Genomic DNA, 21,190 nt, shown 5'->3' with positions numbered 1-21,190 from the left:
ACAAGATTAATTATTTCTTTTTTTCTGATTTTTTTCTGAGTTTTTTCAGTAGTAATTCATGCGAAATATTATCATAAAATTTCTCAATATCTATTTTAATAAAATAGTTATAATTCGTATTATTTAATGAAGCTTTAATATTAGCAATAACTGTTTGTACAATTTCATTCTTAATTTCTTGACTGTAAACTTCTGATAACAAAGAATGAAGAATGGACATTGTTAATTTATCTCTTAGCGTTGGTATTGAAATTATTCTTGGATATTTATCTTTTCCTTTATTTATTAACTTCTCCTTATAAGGGATAAAACTGTATGTGTTATTATTCACTTTTCTATGTATGATATCAGAATACAAATCTATATTTTTTTTAAAGGATGCGTCATTCACACCATCAATTCCTGTAGACGGCTTTAGTTTATTTTTCTCTTCATAATAAGCCTTAATATTTTTTAGTTTATATAATTGATTAAATACTTTAAATGCACTCATTTTGTTACTACCCCAATAAAGGGTATTAATGGTATTAAAACCAAAGACAGAATTACTAAAATAAAACCTATATTAAATAAATAATATTTCACAAAATGAGTCCAATGTCTGTATTCTTTGGTATTAACCTGGAATTTAAGATAATCATACGAGTTATGATTTTCAACATCATCAAGAATTTTTTTATAGCTAGTTCTTATATTATCAAATCTAGTTCTAGCATTTTCTTTTTCTAAAGTTAATATATCATTTTTCAGAATTTCCAAGTCACCTAATAATTCGTCTAATTCTATGTAACAAGATTTCAAATTTGAAATTCGTTCTTTATAATTTAATGAATTAACCCCAATTGTTCCCGCAAATAAAAACAAAGATGCAATTATTGTTATAAAAGAAAAGTAATCACTTTCATTACTAGAAAATAATGTCCATATTGAAATACTTAAAATTACTAAAGTAAAATAATTTATTAAAATTTGAGATAATAGATTTGTCACAATAAGTCTCTCAGACGAATTAATTCTGCATTTTCGAGTTATCCATACTTTGTTAGATAAATTTTCAATCATTTTTTCATTCACAATGTTCACTTCCATAACTAGCATAATTGAGACCCCTAACTCATTTACATTATCATCTTTAAAAAAGACCAAAGTACACAAAAACTTTTAAAGGATATGTACATCCTCGTTAATTAGCCACATTCCAATTAGGAACCTTCTGTTAAAGAAACCAGAATAGGGGTCTCAATACAAAATTACCACTTTTGTTACTTTATGTAAACATTTGAATTATTTTTCTGGATTTACCCATTTAAGAGTCTTCTATATTTTATCTTGTAGATACCATTATTGAAATAAAAGCACCTGCAAATTGCACATCCAAATGCCCATTCGAATAATAATTATCAATCAAGTCTACGTTCAATTAAAGTCCCCGATTGTATTATAAGGTCAGCAAGATCTTTCTGGTTGACCATTTTTTATATCGATATATGGATTACGGTAGCCGTGATAGAATAGAAGCCCCCGTGAGACTTGATCCCGTCCGCAAAACTGTTCGCCCCTACTTGTAGAAATTTGATTGAGGCTGATTGAGACAATGTTCTCGTATAACAAGCGATGATATAACACTGCAAGGAGACTTAGGGGTTGCCGGCAATTAAGTTCAGAGGAGGAGATGTTAAAATGAATCCAGTCGTGGGTCTGGATTCATCAAAAGGCGAAAGCATTTTAGAAGAAGGAAAGCCACACCGCAAGAGTTTCAGTGTATCTCATACTATCGAGGGCCTTGACTGCCTTGTTGATTATTTGGAGGAATTAGAGAACTGATTTTAAAAAAACTCATGCTCATCCAAATCAATTAGGCTATATCCCATTGAATTCATGATTTTCAATCCTCTTTCATCACCAGGTACTTGAATATCTAAGTCTTTGGCATCCCAACACTTCCCTGTAACGACTTCTAAACCACCTGTAAATACTTTGAACGAACGAGGCGTGGGCTTTCACAGTTTACAAGAAAACCTGACCATGGACAAAAGCAATGCAACGGGACAATTGATGTTCTACGTGTTCGCAGCCTTTGCAGAATTTGAACGGAATCTGATCGAGGAACGTTCGACTGCTGGACGAGCAGCTACAAGAGCGCGTGATCGTCTTGGTGGTCTTCCTGAGAAATTTGGACCGAAAGATACTTGAGATGATGAAAGCGCTCATTAAAAGTGGTACGTCGATGTTACGGAAAAATGGATCGTGTCTCGAACGACGATATATCGCTATTTAGAAAAATAGTAAAAATGAAGAAACCCAGGTAATCTTCACGTGAAGGTAGCTGGGTTTTTAAATGTTGGATGTGAAATATAACACTTAAAATAAAGCGCGAATTTCAGATTTCAGAAACATGCTCTTAAATTCAGTTCCATTCATTTTCCTCTATGAATTTATTAAAAGGTTTATGCTTAATTATCTTCTCTTTAATTTGTTCGATGTATTCGTCTATTTCATCTTTAGATTTAAGCCAATGATATTCTATAGCATAATCTAAAGCAGTTGGGTTATCTCCCCATACAGTTAAGGAAGATTTTATTTTTCCTAGCTCTTTATATATATATTTAGGGTTCATTGAAGCTAGTTTTTCTAAAACTTCTTTATATTCTGTATATACATATTCTACTAAAGAAATCTTATCTTGGTCTTTACTAATTAAATAATCTTGTAGAGACTGAGTGTCTTGATCAATTAAGAAAGACAATTTATATATGTCAGTTGAATAATTTATTTTCCACATTAATTTTTTTATTAAATCATTACTATCTTTTACTTTTTTAAATTCCTGTAAATTAAGCAGAAGTTTCTCAATTAGTTCATTATATTTCTCAAAAAAATCATGTTCTTGCATAATTCGTACATCTTCAATTAGTTGAATTAAACTATCTCTGATATCAACTTCTTGTATAATTCGTATATCTAGTTCTTCTTTATTTTTTTCTATAAATTGCACTATTACATTAGCTGCGTCTTCTCCGTATTTGCTTTTTGCAAATGTCTTCTTTTTTATAGCTTGTTCCTTGAATTCTTGTTCTAATTGTAACTTCTGATTTCTTATAAACCTATTTATGATCAAAGATAATCTTGGCTCCATCTGACTTTCAATTTCTTCGTATACAAATACACCATATTTAAATTTATCGTTCATTCTTATTCTAACTTGATCTATGTGGCAAGAATGGTGAATAGGCCTGTGATAAGTATAAGGAGTCTTTATTTCCATTCTTTTAATAATTCTTTTTTCGTAGGACGTATAGAAATGGAAGTCAATGGTCAACTCAGTTGTTCCCAAATCTAAAAAATAACAAAGACCTGTTTCACTAAAAATTGTTGTTTCTAAATCTTTTCTTAGACGAGCATTCGTAACATCTTTAGCAGTTGAAAATTTCATGTATTTAGCTTTATCCAAAATCCAAAAATCTTGAATATCCTCAGATTGATAAAGTTCATGTCTCTTATTCCATTCCGTGGATGAAAGAGGACTGTGTTGGAACTCAAACGCCCATCGTAAACCTTCCATTCCTTCTTCTGTATGTTTTACAAAAACATCTGCTATTTGTTTTGTTTCAGGTATATATACTTCATATTGAATTTCAGATGTAGGGTATTTATTTTTTAGCCAATTAAACAGAATTTCCTTACCTTTTACATGAGAGTCAGTTTCTGGCTCATGATATGCTGCAACACATTCAGAATTATGATGAGCAAAATGTGGTCTTTTGACCTTTCCTGCCTTAAAAATTACAGTGGTTTTACAATTCGGGCAAAGTAGTTCCTTTTTAGTAGAGAGTTTTCTAGTAGTAGCAACGTTACAATTTGATGATATTAAGGTTTGCTCATCGGATGTAATGCATCTTAGCAAGTTAATCACCTTCCTTATTAGAAATTTTTGTTAATTAATTTTAAACTATAAGATAAAAAATAAGTTAAGAATTTAAAATAAAAAGCCTACTTCCAGTTACTTTACGAGGTAGGCTTTCACCGTTCGTGTTAAGAATCACTGACTAATTTGTATTGTAGATTGATTCTCTTATTTATCATTTCTGACTTTTCTAGTATTTTTTGAATTTCTGTCAATGTACTTTACCGAAAGGCTCAGATAACTTTTCCCTGGCTTTGTAACCTCTATTTGAGGTTGTACATAGAACAGCAGATTTCTAATGTAACCCATTAATAATTCAATTATTATACATTTATATCAAATATTAACATACCTGCTCGATTTTTGAATATATTGAACACAAATTTATTATTGATCTTTTTCCAAATTCTACTCTACTTAACTAAAAAAAAGAAACTCGGACAATGTCCAAGTTTCTAAAGTATCTAGTTAAAAAAGCTTACCACTTTTTCTATAAGAAGCTATCTCAAGTCTATAATAGAATACGCTGCTTCATTAAGGTACACACACTTGTTATTAATTGAAGACAGAGTTGAACTGAAGGAAATAGTTCAACAACGATTAGATTATACGGATATTCAAACAGCTATGAATGTTTATGCTCATATGACTGACAACGTGGAAAAAAGGCCTCCCATCAGTTAAATAAACCAATGGAAGACCTTCATAATTAATAATTCATTTCAAATGTTAGTTGAGTATTTAGCTCGCAAAACCCCTATAACACAAGAGATTCTATGAACTATTACATCATTCCGCCCATTCCACCCATGCCGCCCATATCAGGCATTGCAGGAGCGTTTTCTTCTGGCTTGTCAGCAACTACTGCTTCAGTAGTTAAGAACATAGCCGCTACAGATGCAGCGTTTTGAAGCGCTGAACGAGTTACTTTTGTCGGGTCAACGATACCGGCTTCGATCATGTTTACCCATGCGCCAGTTGCAGCGTTGAATCCAGTGCCTACTTCAGCATGCTTCAGGCGCTCAACGATAACGGAGCCTTCAAGGCCTGCGTTGTGAGCGATTTGGCGTACTGGCTCTTCAAGTGCGCGAAGAACGATGTTTACGCCTGTAGCGAAGTCGCCTTCTCCTTCAACAGATGCTACTTTGTTGTATACATTCACAAGGGCAGTACCACCGCCTGATACGATACCTTCTTCTACTGCAGCGCGAGTAGAGTTAAGGGCATCTTCAATGCGAAGTTTGCGCTCTTTAAGTTCTGTTTCAGTTGCAGCACCAACTTTGATGACTGCTACACCGCCAGCAAGTTTAGCAAGGCGTTCTTGTAATTTTTCTTTGTCGAACTCAGAAGTTGTTTCTTCTAATTGAGCACGGATTTGTTTTACGCGGCCTGCAATTTTGTCAGACTCGCCGGCGCCTTCAACGATTGTTGTGTTTTCTTTTGTCACAACAACTTTAGAAGCGCGTCCAAGCTGGGAAATGTTCGCTGATTTAAGGTCAAGGCCTAAGTCTTCAGTGATCACTTCTCCGCCTGTAAGAACAGAGATGTCCTCAAGCATTGCTTTGCGGCGGTCGCCGAATCCAGGAGCTTTAACAGCTACTGCATTGAATGTTCCGCGAAGTTTGTTTACTACTAGAGTAGCAAGAGCTTCACCTTCAACATCCTCAGCAATCAATAGTAGAGGCTTGCCTTGCTGTACAACCTGCTCAAGTACAGGAAGGATCTCCTGAATGTTTGTGATTTTTTTGTCAGTGATTAAGATGTATGGGTTGTCTAGGACAGCTTCCATTTTGTCTGAATCAGTAACCATGTATGGAGATGCATATCCGCGGTCGAACTGCATACCTTCAACCACTTCAAGCTCCGTTGTGAAGCCTTTTGATTCTTCGATTGTGATAACGCCGTCGTTGCCAACGCGCTCCATTGCTTCAGCAATCAATTGTCCTACTTCGTCGTCAGCAGCAGAAATCGCAGCTACTTGAGCAATGGATTCTTTGCTTTCGATTGGTTTAGAGATCGCTTTAAGCTCTTCTGTTGCAACAACAACCGCTTTTTCAATTCCTTTGCGGATACCCATTGGGTTAGCGCCTGCAGTTACGTTTTTAAGACCTTCGCGGATCATTGCCTGAGCAAGAACCGTTGCAGTTGTTGTACCGTCTCCTGCTACGTCGTTTGTTTTGCTTGCAACTTCAGCAACAAGCTTTGCACCCATGTTTTCGAATGCATCTTCAAGCTCGATTTCTTTTGCGATGGTTACACCGTCATTTGTGATTAGCGGAGATCCGAATTTTTTCTCAAGAACCACGTTGCGTCCTTTTGGTCCAAGTGTTACTTTTACAGCATTTGCAAGTGCGTCAACTCCGCGCAGCATTGCACGGCGAGCGTCTTCACTGAATTTAATGTCTTTAGCCATAATTTCTTACCTCCTGAAAAGTTTTTTATGATATTTATAAAATTAGCCGATAACTGCTAAAATGTCGCTTTCGCGTAAGATTAAGTATTCAGCACCCTCATACTTCACTTCAGTACCAGAGTATTTTGAGAAGATAATACGATCGCCTTCTGCAACTTCAAGAGCAACACGCTCACCGTTGTCAAGCACACGACCAGTACCTACTGCTACAACTTTGCCCTCTTGCGGCTTTTCTTTCGCGCTGTCCGGCAATACGATTCCGCTGGCAGTCTTTTCTTCAGATTGTACAAGCTCAATTACGACACGATCACCTAATGGCTTTAACAAGTGAAACAACCTCCTCAAATTTCATTGATTTAAATTTTCTTATTTATTAGCACTCAGATGTCTTGAGTGCTAACACAAGTATTATATTATAGAATCTCTCACTCAAATTCAAGTGATAAGTCAAAAAAAATTGAAATCGTCATCAATTACATGTTTCACCGCTCTGAGGCATACCATAAAGGCGTTATCCTCCTACATGCTGCCCTGTTTATGGTACAATAATGCCTAGTTGACACATAAACATATGACCGATAATCGGCGAAAAAAGGAGTCATTCGATTGAAGAAAGAATACTGGCTAATCATTTTGACATACATCGTCATGCAGTTTTCAGGCATTCTTGGCATCCCGCTGCTCCTTAAGCTTGGTGTAGGCGAAGGCGAATCCATGAGAATGGCTCAGATTATGGCATCCGGATACTGGACCGTTTTCAGCTTTGCGGCTGCATTTGTCCTCGTCCTGTTTTTCATGCGCACCCACTTCAGAGACAACAAGGAATTAAGAGGTGACGCGGCTCCGGTAAGTGTGTCCATCCTCTGGGCAGTGGCCGGGGTATTCTTGGCGCTGACTGTGCAGGTTCTCGCAGCGAGCATTGAAACAAGAGTGCTCGGAATTCAGGGAGAATCAGAAAATACACAGATTATCATGGAAGTATTAAAGGTTACGCCTCTTCTAATACTAGTGACATCCATTATTGGACCGATCCTTGAGGAAATCATTTTCAGAAAGATTCTGTTTGGCGCTCTCTATCAGCGCATGAATTTCTTTCTGTCGGCTTTGATCAGTTCAATCGTTTTTGCGCTTGTGCACGGTGAGCCGCAGCATCTGCTGCTGTACGGATCGATGGGTTTTGTGTTTGCCTTCCTGTATATCCGGACAAAGCGCCTGCTCGTTCCGATTTTTGCGCATGTCGCGATGAATACACTGGTCGTGCTGCTGCAGTCGAACCGCGAACAGCTTGAAGAAATGATGAAAAAGGCGGAACAAATGCAATTTATCTTTGGAGGCATGTAAGAATGAGAACAAGCCCGGTATCGATGGGAATTTTCTACTTGGCAATGGGCATCCTGTTTACCTATCTTGCGGTGAACAGCTCGGAAAACGGGCTCTGGTCTTTTCCGACCATCCTGCTGATGCTGATTGCAACGTTTGACCTTGGAGTGGCATTCCGAATGTTCACTCTTTCGTATAAAGTGAAAACGAAGAAAAAAGGGTAATCCGGCAGCGGATTACCCTTCTTTATTTTCTTCCTCAAACTGTGTTTTTTGTGCTTTCCGGTAGGCAAATCTTGAGACGAAAATACTGACTTCATACAAAATGAAAAGCGGCACAGACACCATGAGATGCGAGACAATCTCCGGAGGTGTGATGAGCGCTGCGATCACAAGCAGAACAAAGTATGCGTATTTCCTCACCTTTGACAGGAACATCGGCGTGACAATCCCGAGCCTTGTCAAAAACATGATGACAACCGGCAGCTGAAACAGCAGCCCAAACGGAATGGTCAGCTGTATGAGAAACTGAAAATATTCATTGATCCCGATGACCTGGTTAATATCAAGGTCATTTGAGAGCCGCTCCATAAAATCCACTACGAACGGAAACAGCAGGAAATACGAGAAGCTCAGTCCGGCCAAAAACAGCCCGATGCTGATCGGGATATAGCTGAGCGTAACGCGGCGTTCTTTTTCATAGAGCCCCGGGCTGACAAAGGCCCAAAGCTGATAGAGAATGACCGGCGACGTCAGGATAAAGGCAATGATAAAGGTAAACTGCATATAGACCATGATCGGGTCTGTCATGCGGAATGAATTTAGCGTCAGATTCTCTGCTTCTGTCGTATGCTGCAGATATATAATAATCGGCTTTGCGAGTAAGAAGCCGGCAATCACAGCGAGAAACAGGAAAAAGACGGTGATGATGATCCGTTTTCTGAGCTCTGCAATGTGATCGACGACCGACATGTCGTTTTGTTTCATAACTGCTTTCATCCTATCTTACTTCTCTTCCTTCTTTTTATCTTCATCATCGTCATCAGCAAGGCCTTTTGTGGCTGACTTGAACTCGCGCAGAGAATTTCCTACCGCTTTTCCGAGTTCAGGGAGCTTTTTTGGGCCGAAGATCAATAAAGCAGCAAAAACGATCAGCAGCAGACTTCCAAATCCAAGGTTTGGCATAGTTTTCACCTCTTTCTTTATGCGTTCGGGTAATGTTTCAAAAAGTAGACGAGCGACTGCAGCTCGACAGCAAGATCGATATGGTGGATTCTGATTTCCTCCGGCACATTCAGCCTTGCCGGCGTGAAGTTCAAGATACCTTTAATGCCCTTTGCAATCAGTCTGTCTGTAATCGCCTGGGCAGCCTGGGCAGGGACGGTCAGAATCGCAACGGTCACATCCTCAGGCAGGTGCTCTTCCATGTTATCAAGATGATAGATCGGCACATCGCCGATTTCGGTGCCGATTTTGTTCTCATCCACATCAAATGCAAGTGAGATCAGCGTATTGTTGTTTTTCGTGAAGTTATAATGAAGGAAAGCTGTACCGAGGTTTCCCACTCCAATCAGCGTAACCTTTGTGACCTCGTCCTGGTCAAGCGTCTTCCTGAAAAAGGACAGCAGGTAATTGACGTTATAGCCGTATCCTTTTTTCCCGAGAGCCCCAAAGTAGGAGAAGTCTCTGCGGATTGTTGCGGAATCGACCTTCACGGCATCGCTCAGCTCAGCCGATGACACCCGCTGCTTCCCTGAAGCATGCAGGTTTTTTAAAAAACGGTAGTATAAAGGCAGGCGTTTAGCAGTCGCCTGCGGAATTTTTGATTGCTCGATGTTGTTCACGTTCTAACCCCCACATTCAAAGATGCAGATTTATCTCTCTTGTAATCCCCATTTTTCCCGCCGGTCTTTTGAGATAAGTACGTTGGACCAATAACAAGGCCCTTGTCTAAAGCCTTGCACATATCATAAACCGTCAGTGCACAGACGGAAGCGGAAGTTAGCGCTTCCATTTCAACACCTGTACTTCCTTTTGTTTTGACTGCAGCGTGTATGACCAGGCGGACTTGTCCATCGTCTTTTTCCCAGTCAAATGAGATATCAATCCCTTTAAGCGGAATCGGGTGGCACATCGGAATGATGTTCCATGTGTTTTTGGCAGCCATGATGCCTGCTACCTGCGCAACAGCAAGAACGTCGCCTTTTTCAAGCTGCTGATGCACGATTTTATCATGCACGTCCGGGCTCATGATGACGCTTGAAATGGCTTCGGCTGTGCGGACTGAATCATTTTTTTCTGATATATCAACCATCCTGGCTCTGCCCTGCTGGTTAAAATGAGTAAAATTTGACATCTTTTTACGCCCCTCATACCTAGACTATACACTATTTTTATAAATCTGTCTTTTTACTTATTGTGACAAATACACGCTTCCAGAAGTCCCAATCATTGCGGGTGCCCCTCGGATAAGCTACACTTAAACTATCATAGCCTGAGGTGAAAAGACATGATTTTGCTGCAAATTAACCAGCTGACAAAATATTTTGCTGCTGATCTTATATTATCGAACATTAAACTTGAAGTACAAACGCGGGACAAGATTGCACTCGTGGGCCGAAACGGTGCCGGAAAATCAACGCTCCTGAAGATTATCGCAGGACAGCTTTCCTATGAATCAGGAGAGATCATCAAGCCGAAAGATATGAGGATCGGCTACCTTGCACAGGACACCGGCCTCGAATCCGAGCTTTCCATCTGGGATGAAATGAACTCCGTTTTCCAGTCGCTGAAGGACATGGAAAAAACGATGCGCAGCCTGGAGATGAAAATGGCCGAAACAGACCCTTCAGAACGGGAATTTCAGCAGCTGCTGAATGAATACGACCGTCTGCAGGTTGAATTTAAAGAAAAAGGCGGCTATCAGTATGAAGCAGACATCCGTTCTGTTCTTCACGGACTCGGGTTCGCTGACTTTGACATCTCAACACCGATTCAGCGTTTGAGCGGAGGCCAGAAAACACGGCTTGCCCTCGGTAAGCTTCTTTTGACAAGTCCTGATCTGCTCGTGCTGGATGAACCGACAAACCACCTGGATATCGCTACACTTTCCTGGCTTGAGCAATACCTGCAGGGATACAGCGGTGCTCTTTTGATCGTCTCCCATGACCGGTATTTCCTTGATAAGGTAGTTAACCAGGTGTACGAGATTTCAAGACACGCAAGCAGAAAGTACATCGGCAACTACAGCCGCTACCTCGAGCAGGCCGCTGAAAACTATGAACGCGAGCTGAAATTATTTGAAAAACAGCAGGATGAAGTGGCGAAGCTGAAGGATTTTATCCAGCGGAACATGGCTAGAGCGTCAACCACCAAGCGCGCGCAAAGCCGTCAGAAAAAACTGCAGCGCATGGATCTGATGGACAGGCCCCTTGGGGATGAGAAGTCTGCCCACTTTAAATTTGATATCGAGCGTCAGAGCGGAAATGATGTTTTAAAAGCGAATGATATCGCCGTTTCCTATGATGGAACGAATCCGATTATTTCAAATGTCTCTTTTTCCGTTTCACGAGGTGACAGCATCGCGCTCGTCGGACCGAACGGAGTCGGGAAGTCGACACTTTTGAAAACGATCATTGAAAGACTCTCTCCACTAAAGGGTTCATTTCAGCTTGGGTCCGGCGTCAAGATTGGCTATTACGATCAGGAGCAGGCGAATTTGACGTCCAATAAACGGGTGCTTGATGAATTATGGGATGACTACCCGATGCTTACCGAAAAGGAAATCCGCACTGTACTCGGAAACTTCCTTTTTTCCGGTGACGATGTCCTGAAAAATGTATCAACCTTAAGCGGCGGACAAAAGGCACGGCTTGCCCTTGCAAAGCTGATGCTGCAAAAAGCCAATCTGCTCATTCTGGATGAGCCGACAAACCATCTTGATCTGGACAGCAAGGAAGTGCTTGAAAATGCACTGATTGATTACCCGGGGACGATTCTGTTTGTTTCCCATGACCGGTATTTCATCAACAGAATCGCGACAAAGGTATACGAGCTTTCGCCGGGCGGTGTAACTGAATACCTCGGAGATTACGATTACTATCAACATAAAAAAGCAGAGCAGCTCGAGCTTGCTGCTTTGGATGCTGCCCCTGAAGTGAAAGAGAAAGAAAACGGAAATAAGCTCTCCTATGAACAGGAAAAAGAACTGAAAAAACAAGTGCGGCAAAAGCAGCGCAAGCTTCAGGAAGTGGAAGAGCGCATTTCAGCTATTGAGGAAAAAGTAGAAGAAAATGAACAGCTCCTCTGCGATCCTGAGATTTATCAGGACCACACAAGGGTTCAGGAGATTAATCAGGAAAACGAAGTCCTGCAGGAAGAGCTTGAACAGCTGATGAATGACTGGGAGCAGCTGCAGGAAGATTAAAAAAAATTGTGGATAAAAAAACTCAGCGCCATAACCGGTGCTGAGTTTTTTGTTATCCACAATCTAAAGTTCAAGTTTTACAAGGTTTCATGTGAATTATACACATTATCCACATTCTAACCGTTTTTTATCCACATTACCCACAGGTTATCCCCGTCCATATTCCACAAGCTTTCATAAATTCTTGCATGAGTTATTGAATGGAGTGTGAATAACTTGTTGATAACCTTTAATTCGGAAGCTCAAGGCCTGGATTTGCGTTCATTCTCATCGACCCTCTATATCCTTTTTCATAAAAGACGCTTCCTGCTGCTGCAATCATTGCTGCGTTGTCCGTGCAGAGAGACAGCGGCGGGATAATAAGCTCAACATCCTGAAGCCCGCTGAACGTTTCTGTAAGGGCTGCACGCAATCCCCTGTTTGCAGCAACACCGCCGGCAAGAAGAACTTGATTCACTCCATACTTTTCGGCAGCTGCAGCGGTCTTTGTGACAAGTACATCAATGACGCTTGCCTGGAAGCTTGCGGCAAGGTCTTTGGGCTCAATCACTTCTCCGCGCTGTTCAGCATTGTGGAGAGTGTTGATAACCGCTGATTTCAGGCCGCTGAAGCTGAAGTTAAAGGAATCCGGCTCAAGCCATGCCCGCGGCAGATCAATGGATGGCGTTCCTTCTGCAGCCAAACGGTCGATGTGAGGGCCACCGGGATATGGAAGCTTTAACGTTCTTGCCACTTTGTCATATGCTTCTCCGGCAGCATCATCCAGCGTCTCTCCAATGACCTCAAAAGATGCGTGTTCCTTCATATAGACAAGTTCCGTATGTCCGCCTGAAACGACAAGCGACAGCAGCGGAAATTTCAGCTCAGAAATAAGCTGGTTGGCATATATATGCCCCGCAATATGGTGAACGCCAACAAGCGGCAGCCCATGGGCAAATGCAAGAGCCTTTGCCGCATTGACACCAATCAAAAGGGCTCCGACCAGTCCCGGCCCCTCTGTTACAGCAATCGCATCGAGATCTTTAAAGCCCATGTCCGCCTGCTTCAGCGCTTCTTCCAGAACAATCGTCAGCTGCTCCACATGATGCCTTGAAGCTATTTCGGGAACAACTCCGCCGAAACGTTTATGGCTTTCAATTTGAGAAGCCACTACATTTGAGATGATTTCCCGTCCATTTTTTACGATTGATACAGCTGTCTCATCACAGCTTGTCTCAATACCAAGTACGTACAGATCTTTTTTCGTCATTTTAAACCCACCCACATTACTAAAGCATCTTCTCCGTTATCGGTATAATACCGCTTTCTGATTCCGCCCGGCTGAAACCCGAGTTTTTTGTACAGGGACTGTGCCACATGGTTTGACACCCTTACCTCAAGCGAGATTTTTCCGGCCCCATACTCCTTTGCAACGCCAATCGCCTGACGAAGCAGTGTTTCGCCGATTTTATTGCCCCGAAAAGCAGGAAGAACGGCAATATTCGTTACCTGCGCCTCATCCATAATAATCCAAAGTCCGCAATAGCCGATAATCTGCCGGTCAAATTCCACAACCAAGTATTTAGCAAAATGGTTCTGCGTCAGTTCATTATGAAAAGACTCCTTCAGCCATGGAGTGGCAAAGGACTGTGTTTCAATTTCATAGACAGCATCTATATCCGTTACATTCATTGGCCGGATGACCATTGTATCCTGCTTCATCTCTTTCACCTGCTTATTTCTGTTGTTCCAGCCACTTGACTTCTGCTTCAGCCATGCGAATGTAGTTCGGGACAAATGAATGGAGATCAACAGGGTCTTTTTTAAGCCCGATTTTCCCTAGCATGGATGGTCTGGGATTGTTCTCTGTCATTTCTGCAAACATGGCCTGTTCGCCAAGAATCTGTGTGATAAGTTCCCTGTGAAGACTGACGTCATTGCCAATAAACAAAATCTGCTTATCTTCTGTCTTCAGCTCTTCAAGCCAGTCTGCAAGAAGAAGATTGCAATCTTTTCTTCTATTTAAAAGTACGCCGTCTTCATATTCATAAAGTCCTGTATACACTTGTCCCCTGCGGGCATCAAACAGCGGGCAGATCATTCCGTCAAAGTAAGTGCCTCCTGCTGCAAGCACTTCAAGACTTGAAACACTGACAAGCGGAATGTTCAGGGTCCACGCAAGTGTCTTTGCGATGCTGACGCCGATTCTAAGCCCGGTGTAGGAACCCGGGCCCTCTGCTACGATTACACGGTCAAGCTCGGCAGGCTTCACGCCGCACTCCTGCAGCACCCACTCGACAGCAGGCATCGCACGTACCGAATGATTCTGTTTGACGTGCGAGACATACTCACCCATCACCGTTTCTTCCCCCACAAGGGCCACTCCAAGTGTCAGGTTTGATGTATCAATTGCTAATGCTTTCATCCGGTTACAAGCTCCTCACATAAACCAATATAGTCCTCACCGAGAGGGATGAGAATGATTTCACGCTCATCGTCTCCTGAGCGGTGAATTCTGATGTCCAGCCGCTCCTTTGGAAGCTGTTCTTCGATCATGCTTGCCCACTCAACGACGGTCACGCCATCGCCTTCAAAATATTCATCAAATCCGAGATCCTCTCCGCTGTCTTCCATGCGGTACACATCCATATGATACAAAGGAATCCGGCCATCCCGGTATTCTTTCATAATCGTAAACGTAGGACTGTTGACATTTTTGCGAATGCCAAGACCTTTTGCCAGTCCCTTAGTAAATGTCGTCTTTCCGGCCCCAAGATCACCTTCAAGTGTAATGACAGCCCCCGGCTTCAAAAGCTCTCCGAGTCTTATGGCAAGACGCGTCGTTTCGTCTGTATGAGTTGATTTCACTACATGCTTTATCATAACTTCACCTTACTTAAAATGATTATATCCGGACTTCTCAAGCTTCGTCTGCTTTCCGTCCTCAGTAAAAAATACACCTGCCGGCCCTTCTTCAACACGTCCAATTTCCGTAAGAAGGATTCCTTCTGCCAGGCATCTCTTTTGCAGATCAGTGAATTCAGCCCGTGAAGCAGTACCCGTTAATTCAAAGTCTTCTCCACCAAACAGCATCCATTTTTCTGCATCCTCATGGTTCAGTGACTTCATTGAGTCACTCATTGGAAGCCTTGTTTTATCTATCACTATTTTAACACAGCTGGACTCGCTTATTTCATTTAGTTCGCTCGCCAGTCCGTCACTGATATCATTCAGCGATACGCGGTCGACAGAGCCCATAATCTGCCCTGCTTTCACCTGAGGGACAGGGCGTTTATGCCTGTTGATCAGAAAAGACGCTGCATCCCGGTCTGGCTGAAGATTTCCAAGCAAAGCTTGAAGCCCTGCAGCCGAATCGCCGATCGTACCTGTTACAAATACAACATCTCCCGGACGTGCATCCTTCCGCAGCCTTTGCTTGCCCTTTTTCACCTCACCGATCACCGTCACGGTTAGAACGAGCTTATCCGAGGTTGAAACCGTGTCTCCTCCAATCAAATCGATGCGAAGCGGTTTCGCCAGCTCGTCCATTCCTGCATACAATTCGGCAAGCTCCTGTTCAGACCATGTTCTTGGTACCGCAATGGCCACAAGATAATATTTGGGCACGCCGCCCATAGCAGCCACATCGCTTACATTTACGGCAAGCTCCTTATAGCCTATATCCTTAGGAGAAGATAATTCTTTTAAAAAATGAACCCCTTCAACCATTGTATCCGTACAGACAACCTCAAGATAATCGGATTTCGTTCCATAAAGGGCAGCATCATCGCCAATCCCTTCGACTAAACCGGACTGTCGGACCTCATCTTGACGGATTCGGCTGATAAACTGAAATTCGTCCTTTATCGTCATTGCAAAGACCAGCCTCTCATCTTCAATCTATTCTAAAAAACCTTAGAACTCAGCAGTTCTAAGGAAAGTTCCCTGATATTCAGTGTATCTTATCTATCTAGTTTGTCCAAGTTTCACCAAGTGTCTACCTCAAAAAAAGCATAAAAAAAACGAAACCTAATCGTTTCGTTGTTGTTTACATAAATGGCGGTCCCGACCGGGATCGAACCGGCGATCTCCTGCGTGACAGGCAGGCATGTTAACCGCTACACCACGGGACCATTTTGGTTGCGGGGACAGGATTTGAACCTGCGACCTTCGGGTTATGAGCCCGACGAGCTACCAGACTGCTCCACCCCGCGACAATAATAAGTAATGCATTCATTATGTATAATTGCATTGCCTGGCAACGTCCTACTCTCACAGGGGGAAACCCCCAACTACCATCGGCGCTAAAGAGCTTAACTTCCGTGTTCGGCATGGGAACGGGTGTGACCTCTTTGCCATCATCACCAGACAATATGCAATTGGTTGAAAGAAGTTATTCTTTCAAAACTGAGTAACGTTTGATAACAAGATTCACGTGCAACTTACGCTTAGTTAGACTGTGGTTAAGTCCTCGAACGATTAGTATCTGTCAGCTCCACACGTCACCGCGCTTCCACCTCAGACCTATCAACCTGATCATCTTTCAGGGTTCTTACTCACAAATGTGATGGGAAATCTCATCTTGAGGGGGGCTTCATGCTTAGATGCTTTCAGCACTTATCCCTTCCGCACATAGCTACCCAGCGATGCCTTTGGCAAGACAACTGGTACACCAGCGGTGCGTCCATCCCGGTCCTCTCGTACTAAGGACAGCTCCTCTCAAATTTCCTGCGCCCACGACGGATAGGGACCGAACTGTCTCACGACGTTCTGAACCCAGCTCGCGTACCGCTTTAATGGGCGAACAGCCCAACCCTTGGGACCGACTACAGCCCCAGGATGCGATGAGCCGACATCGAGGTGCCAAACCTCCCCGTCGATGTGGACTCTTGGGGGAGATAAGCCTGTTATCCCCGGGGTAGCTTTTATCCGTTGAGCGATGGCCCTTCCATGCGGAACCACCGGATCACTAAGCCCGACTTTCGTCCCTGCTCGACTTGTAGGTCTCGCAGTCAAGCTCCCTTGTGCCTTTACACTCTGCGAATGATTTCCAACCATTCTGAGGGAACCTTTGGGCGCCTCCGTTACATTTTAGGAGGCGACCGCCCCAGTCAAACTGCCCGCCTGACACTGTCTCCCAGCCCGGTAAGGGCTGCGGGTTAGAATTTCAATACAGCAAGGGTAGTATCCCACCAATGCCTCCACCGAAGCTTGCGCTCCGGCTTCCAAGGCTCCTACCTATCCTGTACAAGCTGTACCAAAATTCAATATCAGGCTGCAGTAAAGCTCCACGGGGTCTTTCCGTCCTGTCGCGGGTAACCTGCATCTTCACAGGTACTATAATTTCACCGAGTCTCTCGTTGAGACAGTGCCCAGATCGTTACGCCTTTCGTGCGGGTCGGAACTTACCCGACAAGGAATTTCGCTACCTTAGGACCGTTATAGTTACGGCCGCCGTTTACTGGGGCTTCGGTTCAAAGCTTCGCTTGCGCTAACCTCTCCCCTTAACCTTCCAGCACCGGGCAGGCGTCAGCCCCTATACTTCGCCTTGCGGCTTCGCAGAGACCTGTGTTTTTGCTAAACAGTCGCCTGGGCCTATTCACTGCGGCTTTTCAGGGCTATTCACCCTAAAAAGCACCCCTTCTCCCGAAGTTACGGGGTCATTTTGCCGAGTTCCTTAACGAGAGTTCTCTCGCTCACCTTAGGATTCTCTCCTCGCCTACCTGTGTCGGTTTGCGGTACGGGCACCTCTCACCTCGCTAGAGGCTTTTCTTGGCAGTGTGGAATCAGGAACTTCGGTACTAAATTTCCCTCGCCATCACAGCTCAGCCTTATATGGGAAGCGGATTTGCCTACTTCCCGGCCTAACTGCTTGGACGCGCATATCCAACAGCGCGCTTGCCCTATCCTCCTGCGTCCCCCCATTGCTCAAATGGTGAGGAGGTGGTACAGGAATATCAACCTGTTGTCCATCGCCTACGCCTTTCGGCCTCGGCTTAGGTCCCGACTAACCCTGAGCGGACGAGCCTTCCTCAGGAAACCTTAGGCATTCGGTGGAGGGGATTCTCACCCCTCTTTCGCTACTCATACCGGCATTCTCACTTCTAAGCGCTCCACCAGTCCTTCCGGTCTGGCTTCGACGCCCTTAGAACGCTCTCCTACCACTGTTCGTAAGAACAGTCCGCAGCTTCGGTGATACGTTTAGCCCCGGTACATTTTCGGCGCAGAGTCACTCGACCAGTGAGCTATTACGCACTCTTTAAATGGTGGCTGCTTCTAAGCCAACATCCTGGTTGTCTAAGCAACTCCACATCCTTTTCCACTTAACGTATACTTTGGGACCTTAGCTGGCGGTCTGGGCTGTTTCCCTCTTGACTACGGATCTTATCACTCGCAGTCTGACTCCCGAGGAGCAAGTCTTTGGCATTCGGAGTTTGACTGAATTCGGTAACCCGATGAGGGCCCCTAGTCCAATCAGTGCTCTACCTCCAAGACTCTCATACTCGAGGCTAGCCCTAAAGCTATTTCGGAGAGAACCAGCTATCTCCAAGTTCGATTGGAATTTCTCCGCTACCCACACCTCATCCCCGCACTTTTCAACGTGCGTGGGTTCGGGCCTCCATTCAGTGTTACCTGAACTTCACCCTGGACATGGGTAGATCACCTGGTTTCGGGTCTACGACCACGTACTAATTCGCCCTATTCAGACTCGCTTTCGCTGCGGCTCCGTCTCATCAACTTAACCTTGCACGGGATCGTAACTCGCCGGTTCATTCTACAAAAGGCACGCCATCACCCGTTAACGGGCTCTGACTACTTGTAAGCACACGGTTTCAGGATCTTTTCACTCCCCTTCCGGGGTGCTTTTCACCTTTCCCTCACGGTACTGGTTCACTATCGGTCACTAGGTAGTATTTAGCCTTGGGAGATGGTCCTCCCGGATTCCGACGGGATTTCACGTGTCCCGCCGTACTCAGGATCCACTCTGGAGGGAACGAAGTTTCGACTACAGGGTTTTTACCTTCTATGACAGGCCTTTCCAGGCCGCTTCATCTACCCCGTTCCTTTGTAACTCCGTATAGAGTGTCCTACAACCCCAAGAGGCAAGCCTCTTGGTTTGGGCTGATTCCGTTTCGCTCGCCGCTACTTGGGAAATCGCATTTGCTTTCTCTTCCTCCGGGTACTTAGATGTTTCAGTTCCCCGGGTCTGCCTTCAGTACCCTATGTATTCAGGTAAAGATACTGTTCCATTACGAACAGTGGGTTTCCCCATTCGGAAATCTCTGGATCAAAGCTTACTTACAGCTCCCCAAAGCATATCGGTGTTAGTCCCGTCCTTCATCGGCTCCTAGTGCCAAGGCATCCACCGTGCGCCCTTCATAACTTAACCAAAATTGGTCAATCGTTTGTTTAGACTGTAAAGTCTAAGAAAATCACTATGGTAAGCGTAAATCTCAGTGAATTACTTGTTATCAATTACGTTATCCAGTTTTCAAAGAACAACCGGCAAATCAGAAATGACCGCCTTCTTTCATATAGAGAGAATGATCTCTCAAAACTAAACAAAAACCAAAAGCGACCTCATATCCTTAGAAAGGAGGTGATCCAGCCGCACCTTCCGATACGGCTACCTTGTTACGACTTCACCCCAATCATCTACCCCACCTTAGGCGGCTGGCTCCTTGCGGTTACCCCACCGACTTCGGGTGTTGCAAACTCTCGTGGTGTGACGGGCGGTGTGTACAAGGCCCGGGAACGTATTCACCGCGGCATGCTGATCCGCGATTACTAGCGATTCCAGCTTCATGCAGGCGAGTTGCAGCCTGCAATCCGAACTGAGAATGGTTTTATGGGATTGGCTAAACCTCGCGGTCTCGCAGCCCTTTGTACCATCCATTGTAGCACGTGTGTAGCCCAGGTCATAAGGGGCATGATGATTTGACGTCATCCCCACCTTCCTCCGGTTTGTCACCGGCAGTCACCTTAGAGTGCCCAACTGAATGCTGGCAACTAAGATCAAGGGTTGCGCTCGTTGCGGGACTTAACCCAACATCTCACGACACGAGCTGACGACAACCATGCACCACCTGTCACTTTGTCCCCCGAAGGGGAACCTTCTATCTCTAGAAGTGGCAAAGGATGTCAAGACCTGGTAAGGTTCTTCGCGTTGCTTCGAATTAAACCACATGCTCCACCGCTTGTGCGGGCCCCCGTCAATTCCTTTGAGTTTCAGTCTTGCGACCGTACTCCCCAGGCGGAGTGCTTAATGCGTTAGCTGCAGCACTAAAGGGCGGAAACCCTCTAACACTTAGCACTCATCGTTTACGGCGTGGACTACCAGGGTATCTAATCCTGTTCGCTCCCCACGCTTTCGCGCCTCAGCGTCAGTTACAGACCAGAGAGTCGCCTTCGCCACTGGTGTTCCTCCACATCTCTACGCATTTCACCGCTACACGTGGAATTCCACTCTCCTCTTCTGCACTCAAGTTTCCCAGTTTCCAATGACCCTCCCCGGTTGAGCCGGGGGCTTTCACATCAGACTTAAGAAACCGCCTGCGCGCGCTTTACGCCCAATAATTCCGGACAACGCTTGCCACCTACGTATTACCGCGGCTGCTGGCACGTAGTTAGCCGTGGCTTTCTGGTCAGGTACCGTCAAGGTGCCGGCAGTTACTCCGGCACTTGTTCTTCCCTGACAACAGAGTTTTACGATCCGAAAACCTTCATCACTCACGCGGCGTTGCTCCGTCAGACTTTCGTCCATTGCGGAAGATTCCCTACTGCTGCCTCCCGTAGGAGTCTGGGCCGTGTCTCAGTCCCAGTGTGGCCGATCACCCTCTCAGGTCGGCTACGCATCGTCGCCTTGGTGAGCCATTACCTCACCAACTAGCTAATGCGCCGCGGGCCCATCTGTAAGTGACAGCCGAAACCGTCTTTGAATGTCAAACCATGCGGTTTGACATAGTATCCGGTATTAGCTCCGGTTTCCCGGAGTTATCCCAGTCTTACAGGCAGGTTGCCCACGTGTTACTCACCCGTCCGCCGCTGACCTCCGAAGAGGTCCGCTCGACTTGCATGTATTAGGCACGCCGCCAGCGTTCGTCCTGAGCCAGGATCAAACTCTCCGAAGAAAATTTGTGACTCATAAA

Annotated in this window: 18 protein-coding genes, 2 tRNA genes, 3 rRNA genes and 1 pseudogene; 5 read left to right on the top strand and 19 right to left on the bottom strand. The window is 44.3% G+C overall.

What is annotated here, in order from left to right; all coding sequences use genetic code 11:
- Positions 1-10: 10 nt before the first annotated feature.
- Together ACK1LH_RS01520 and ACK1LH_RS01515 are read right to left on the bottom strand one after the other, a co-directional pair.
- Positions 11-493 (bottom strand): reverse transcriptase domain-containing protein, encoded by a 483-nt coding sequence (locus tag ACK1LH_RS01520; protein WP_411334300.1) that lies wholly within the window; start codon positions 491-493, stop codon positions 11-13.
- Positions 490-1,098, bottom strand: coding sequence for an SLATT domain-containing protein (locus ACK1LH_RS01515; protein ID WP_411334299.1), 609 nt, complete (start codon positions 1,096-1,098; stop codon positions 490-492). The genes ACK1LH_RS01520 and ACK1LH_RS01515 overlap by 4 nt, the downstream gene beginning before the upstream one ends.
- Positions 1,099-1,680: 582 nt before the next feature.
- Here ACK1LH_RS01515 and ACK1LH_RS01510 point away from each other — a divergent pair.
- A complete protein-coding gene (locus ACK1LH_RS01510) occupies positions 1,681-1,824 on the top strand; it encodes a hypothetical protein (RefSeq protein WP_411334298.1) in 144 nt (47 codons plus the stop codon).
- 144 nt (positions 1,825-1,968) lie between these two features.
- A pseudogene (locus ACK1LH_RS01505) lies at positions 1,969-2,286 on the top strand (recombinase family protein); the annotation flags it as partial.
- 121 nt (positions 2,287-2,407) lie between these two features.
- Here ACK1LH_RS01505 and ACK1LH_RS01500 read toward each other — a convergent pair.
- From ACK1LH_RS01500 to groES, 3 genes are all read right to left on the bottom strand, one after another.
- Positions 2,408-3,904 (bottom strand): competence protein CoiA, encoded by a 1,497-nt coding sequence (locus tag ACK1LH_RS01500; RefSeq protein ID WP_411334297.1) that lies wholly within the window; start codon positions 3,902-3,904, stop codon positions 2,408-2,410.
- Positions 3,905-4,688: 784 nt separating this feature from the next.
- Positions 4,689-6,317, bottom strand: a complete 1,629-nt coding sequence (gene groL, locus ACK1LH_RS01495; RefSeq protein WP_029286195.1) for a chaperonin GroEL — start codon at positions 6,315-6,317, stop codon at positions 4,689-4,691.
- A gap of 42 nt (positions 6,318-6,359) precedes the next feature.
- On the bottom strand, positions 6,360-6,644 hold the full coding sequence (gene groES, locus ACK1LH_RS01490) for a co-chaperone GroES (protein WP_029286198.1): 285 nt from the start codon (positions 6,642-6,644) through the stop codon (positions 6,360-6,362).
- Positions 6,645-6,923: 279 nt separating this feature from the next.
- Here groES and ACK1LH_RS01485 point away from each other — a divergent pair, with 279 nt between their 5' ends.
- Both ACK1LH_RS01485 and ACK1LH_RS01480 read left to right on the top strand, forming a co-directional pair.
- Positions 6,924-7,658, top strand: a complete 735-nt coding sequence (locus ACK1LH_RS01485) for a CPBP family intramembrane glutamic endopeptidase (protein WP_029286200.1) — start codon at positions 6,924-6,926, stop codon at positions 7,656-7,658.
- A gap of 2 nt (positions 7,659-7,660) precedes the next feature.
- Positions 7,661-7,861, top strand: a complete 201-nt coding sequence (locus ACK1LH_RS01480; RefSeq protein WP_029286202.1) for a YdiK family protein — start codon at positions 7,661-7,663, stop codon at positions 7,859-7,861.
- 12 nt (positions 7,862-7,873) lie between these two features.
- Here ACK1LH_RS01480 and tatC read toward each other — a convergent pair whose 3' ends face one another.
- The 4 genes from tatC to moaC are packed head-to-tail and all read right to left on the bottom strand — an operon-like array spanning position 7,874 to position 9,992.
- Entirely contained in the window at positions 7,874-8,623 is a 750-nt protein-coding gene (gene tatC, locus ACK1LH_RS01475; RefSeq protein WP_029286204.1) for a twin-arginine translocase subunit TatC, read from the bottom strand.
- A gap of 18 nt (positions 8,624-8,641) precedes the next feature.
- On the bottom strand, positions 8,642-8,821 hold the full coding sequence (locus tag ACK1LH_RS01470; protein WP_029286206.1) for a twin-arginine translocase TatA/TatE family subunit: 180 nt from the start codon (positions 8,819-8,821) through the stop codon (positions 8,642-8,644).
- Between the two features lie 17 nt (positions 8,822-8,838).
- A complete protein-coding gene (locus ACK1LH_RS01465; protein ID WP_282035160.1) occupies positions 8,839-9,480 on the bottom strand; it encodes a redox-sensing transcriptional repressor Rex in 642 nt (213 codons plus the stop codon).
- Positions 9,477-9,992, bottom strand: a complete 516-nt coding sequence (gene moaC, locus ACK1LH_RS01460; RefSeq protein WP_029286210.1) for a cyclic pyranopterin monophosphate synthase MoaC — start codon at positions 9,990-9,992, stop codon at positions 9,477-9,479. Before moaC ends, ACK1LH_RS01465 begins: the two co-directional genes overlap by 4 nt.
- 153 nt (positions 9,993-10,145) lie before the next feature.
- Here moaC and ACK1LH_RS01455 point away from each other — a divergent pair, with 153 nt between their 5' ends.
- Positions 10,146-12,062: an ABC-F family ATP-binding cassette domain-containing protein gene (locus ACK1LH_RS01455; RefSeq protein WP_282035161.1), complete on the top strand. Its 1,917-nt coding sequence runs from the start codon at positions 10,146-10,148 to the stop codon at positions 12,060-12,062.
- 229 nt (positions 12,063-12,291) lie between these two features.
- Here ACK1LH_RS01455 and tsaD read toward each other — a convergent pair whose 3' ends face one another.
- From tsaD to ACK1LH_RS01405, 10 genes are all read right to left on the bottom strand, one after another.
- Positions 12,292-13,311 carry a tRNA (adenosine(37)-N6)-threonylcarbamoyltransferase complex transferase subunit TsaD gene (gene tsaD / locus ACK1LH_RS01450; protein WP_029566289.1) on the bottom strand — a complete coding sequence of 340 codons (1,020 nt, stop codon included), beginning with the start codon at positions 13,309-13,311 and terminating at the stop codon, positions 12,292-12,294.
- A complete protein-coding gene (gene rimI, locus ACK1LH_RS01445; protein ID WP_234703432.1) occupies positions 13,308-13,763 on the bottom strand; it encodes a ribosomal protein S18-alanine N-acetyltransferase in 456 nt (151 codons plus the stop codon). Before rimI ends, tsaD begins: the two co-directional genes overlap by 4 nt.
- 13 nt (positions 13,764-13,776) lie before the next feature.
- Complete coding sequence (gene tsaB / locus ACK1LH_RS01440) at positions 13,777-14,466, bottom strand: tRNA (adenosine(37)-N6)-threonylcarbamoyltransferase complex dimerization subunit type 1 TsaB (RefSeq protein WP_203289367.1); 690 nt, start codon at positions 14,464-14,466, stop codon at positions 13,777-13,779.
- Entirely contained in the window at positions 14,463-14,924 is a 462-nt protein-coding gene (tsaE, locus tag ACK1LH_RS01435) for a tRNA (adenosine(37)-N6)-threonylcarbamoyltransferase complex ATPase subunit type 1 TsaE (RefSeq protein WP_029286220.1), read from the bottom strand. The genes tsaB and tsaE overlap by 4 nt, the downstream gene beginning before the upstream one ends.
- 9 nt (positions 14,925-14,933) lie before the next feature.
- Entirely contained in the window at positions 14,934-15,914 is a 981-nt protein-coding gene (gene thiL, locus ACK1LH_RS01430) for a thiamine-phosphate kinase (protein ID WP_411334296.1), read from the bottom strand.
- 184 nt (positions 15,915-16,098) lie between these two features.
- A tRNA-Asp gene (locus ACK1LH_RS01425) sits at positions 16,099-16,174 on the bottom strand.
- Positions 16,175-16,178: 4 nt separating this feature from the next.
- Positions 16,179-16,255, bottom strand: a tRNA-Met gene (locus tag ACK1LH_RS01420).
- 39 nt (positions 16,256-16,294) lie between these two features.
- Positions 16,295-16,410 (bottom strand): 5S ribosomal RNA (gene rrf, locus ACK1LH_RS01415).
- A 90-nt stretch (positions 16,411-16,500) separates the two neighbouring features.
- Positions 16,501-19,431: ribosomal RNA gene (locus ACK1LH_RS01410) — 23S ribosomal RNA — on the bottom strand.
- 203 nt (positions 19,432-19,634) lie between these two features.
- Positions 19,635-21,172, bottom strand: a 16S ribosomal RNA gene (locus tag ACK1LH_RS01405).
- The 16S, 23S and 5S rRNA genes sit together here with 2 tRNA genes alongside, the layout of an rRNA operon.
- Positions 21,173-21,190 lie beyond the last annotated feature (18 nt).

This window comes from Metabacillus indicus (assembly GCF_046603695.1).
GTDB lineage: Bacteria > Bacillota > Bacilli > Bacillales > Bacillaceae > Bacillus_P > Bacillus_P indicus.
Note: the sequence above shows the minus strand (reverse complement) of the source record. Positions and strands in the feature narration are given on the sequence as shown.

What these genes read in the sequence shown, in the direction of transcription:
- ACK1LH_RS01520 (WP_411334300.1), bottom strand. Translation starts at nt 493, where the DNA reads ATGAGTGCATTTAAAGTATTTAATCAATTATATAAACTAAAAAATATT.
- ACK1LH_RS01515 (WP_411334299.1), bottom strand. Translation starts at nt 1,098, where the DNA reads ATGCTAGTTATGGAAGTGAACATTGTGAATGAAAAAATGATTGAAAAT.
- ACK1LH_RS01510 (WP_411334298.1), top strand. Translation starts at nt 1,681, where the DNA reads ATGAATCCAGTCGTGGGTCTGGATTCATCAAAAGGCGAAAGCATTTTA.
- groL (WP_029286195.1), bottom strand. Translation starts at nt 6,317, where the DNA reads ATGGCTAAAGACATTAAATTCAGTGAAGACGCTCGCCGTGCAATGCTG.
- ACK1LH_RS01480 (WP_029286202.1), top strand. Translation starts at nt 7,661, where the DNA reads ATGAGAACAAGCCCGGTATCGATGGGAATTTTCTACTTGGCAATGGGC.
- tatC (WP_029286204.1), bottom strand. Translation starts at nt 8,623, where the DNA reads ATGAAACAAAACGACATGTCGGTCGTCGATCACATTGCAGAGCTCAGA.
- ACK1LH_RS01470 (WP_029286206.1), bottom strand. Translation starts at nt 8,821, where the DNA reads ATGCCAAACCTTGGATTTGGAAGTCTGCTGCTGATCGTTTTTGCTGCT.
- moaC (WP_029286210.1), bottom strand. Translation starts at nt 9,992, where the DNA reads ATGTCAAATTTTACTCATTTTAACCAGCAGGGCAGAGCCAGGATGGTT.
- ACK1LH_RS01455 (WP_282035161.1), top strand. Translation starts at nt 10,146, where the DNA reads ATGATTTTGCTGCAAATTAACCAGCTGACAAAATATTTTGCTGCTGAT.
- tsaD (WP_029566289.1), bottom strand. Translation starts at nt 13,311, where the DNA reads ATGACGAAAAAAGATCTGTACGTACTTGGTATTGAGACAAGCTGTGAT.
- rimI (WP_234703432.1), bottom strand. Translation starts at nt 13,763, where the DNA reads ATGAAGCAGGATACAATGGTCATCCGGCCAATGAATGTAACGGATATA.
- tsaB (WP_203289367.1), bottom strand. Translation starts at nt 14,466, where the DNA reads ATGAAAGCATTAGCAATTGATACATCAAACCTGACACTTGGAGTGGCC.
- tsaE (WP_029286220.1), bottom strand. Translation starts at nt 14,924, where the DNA reads ATGATAAAGCATGTAGTGAAATCAACTCATACAGACGAAACGACGCGT.
- thiL (WP_411334296.1), bottom strand. Translation starts at nt 15,914, where the DNA reads ATGACGATAAAGGACGAATTTCAGTTTATCAGCCGAATCCGTCAAGAT.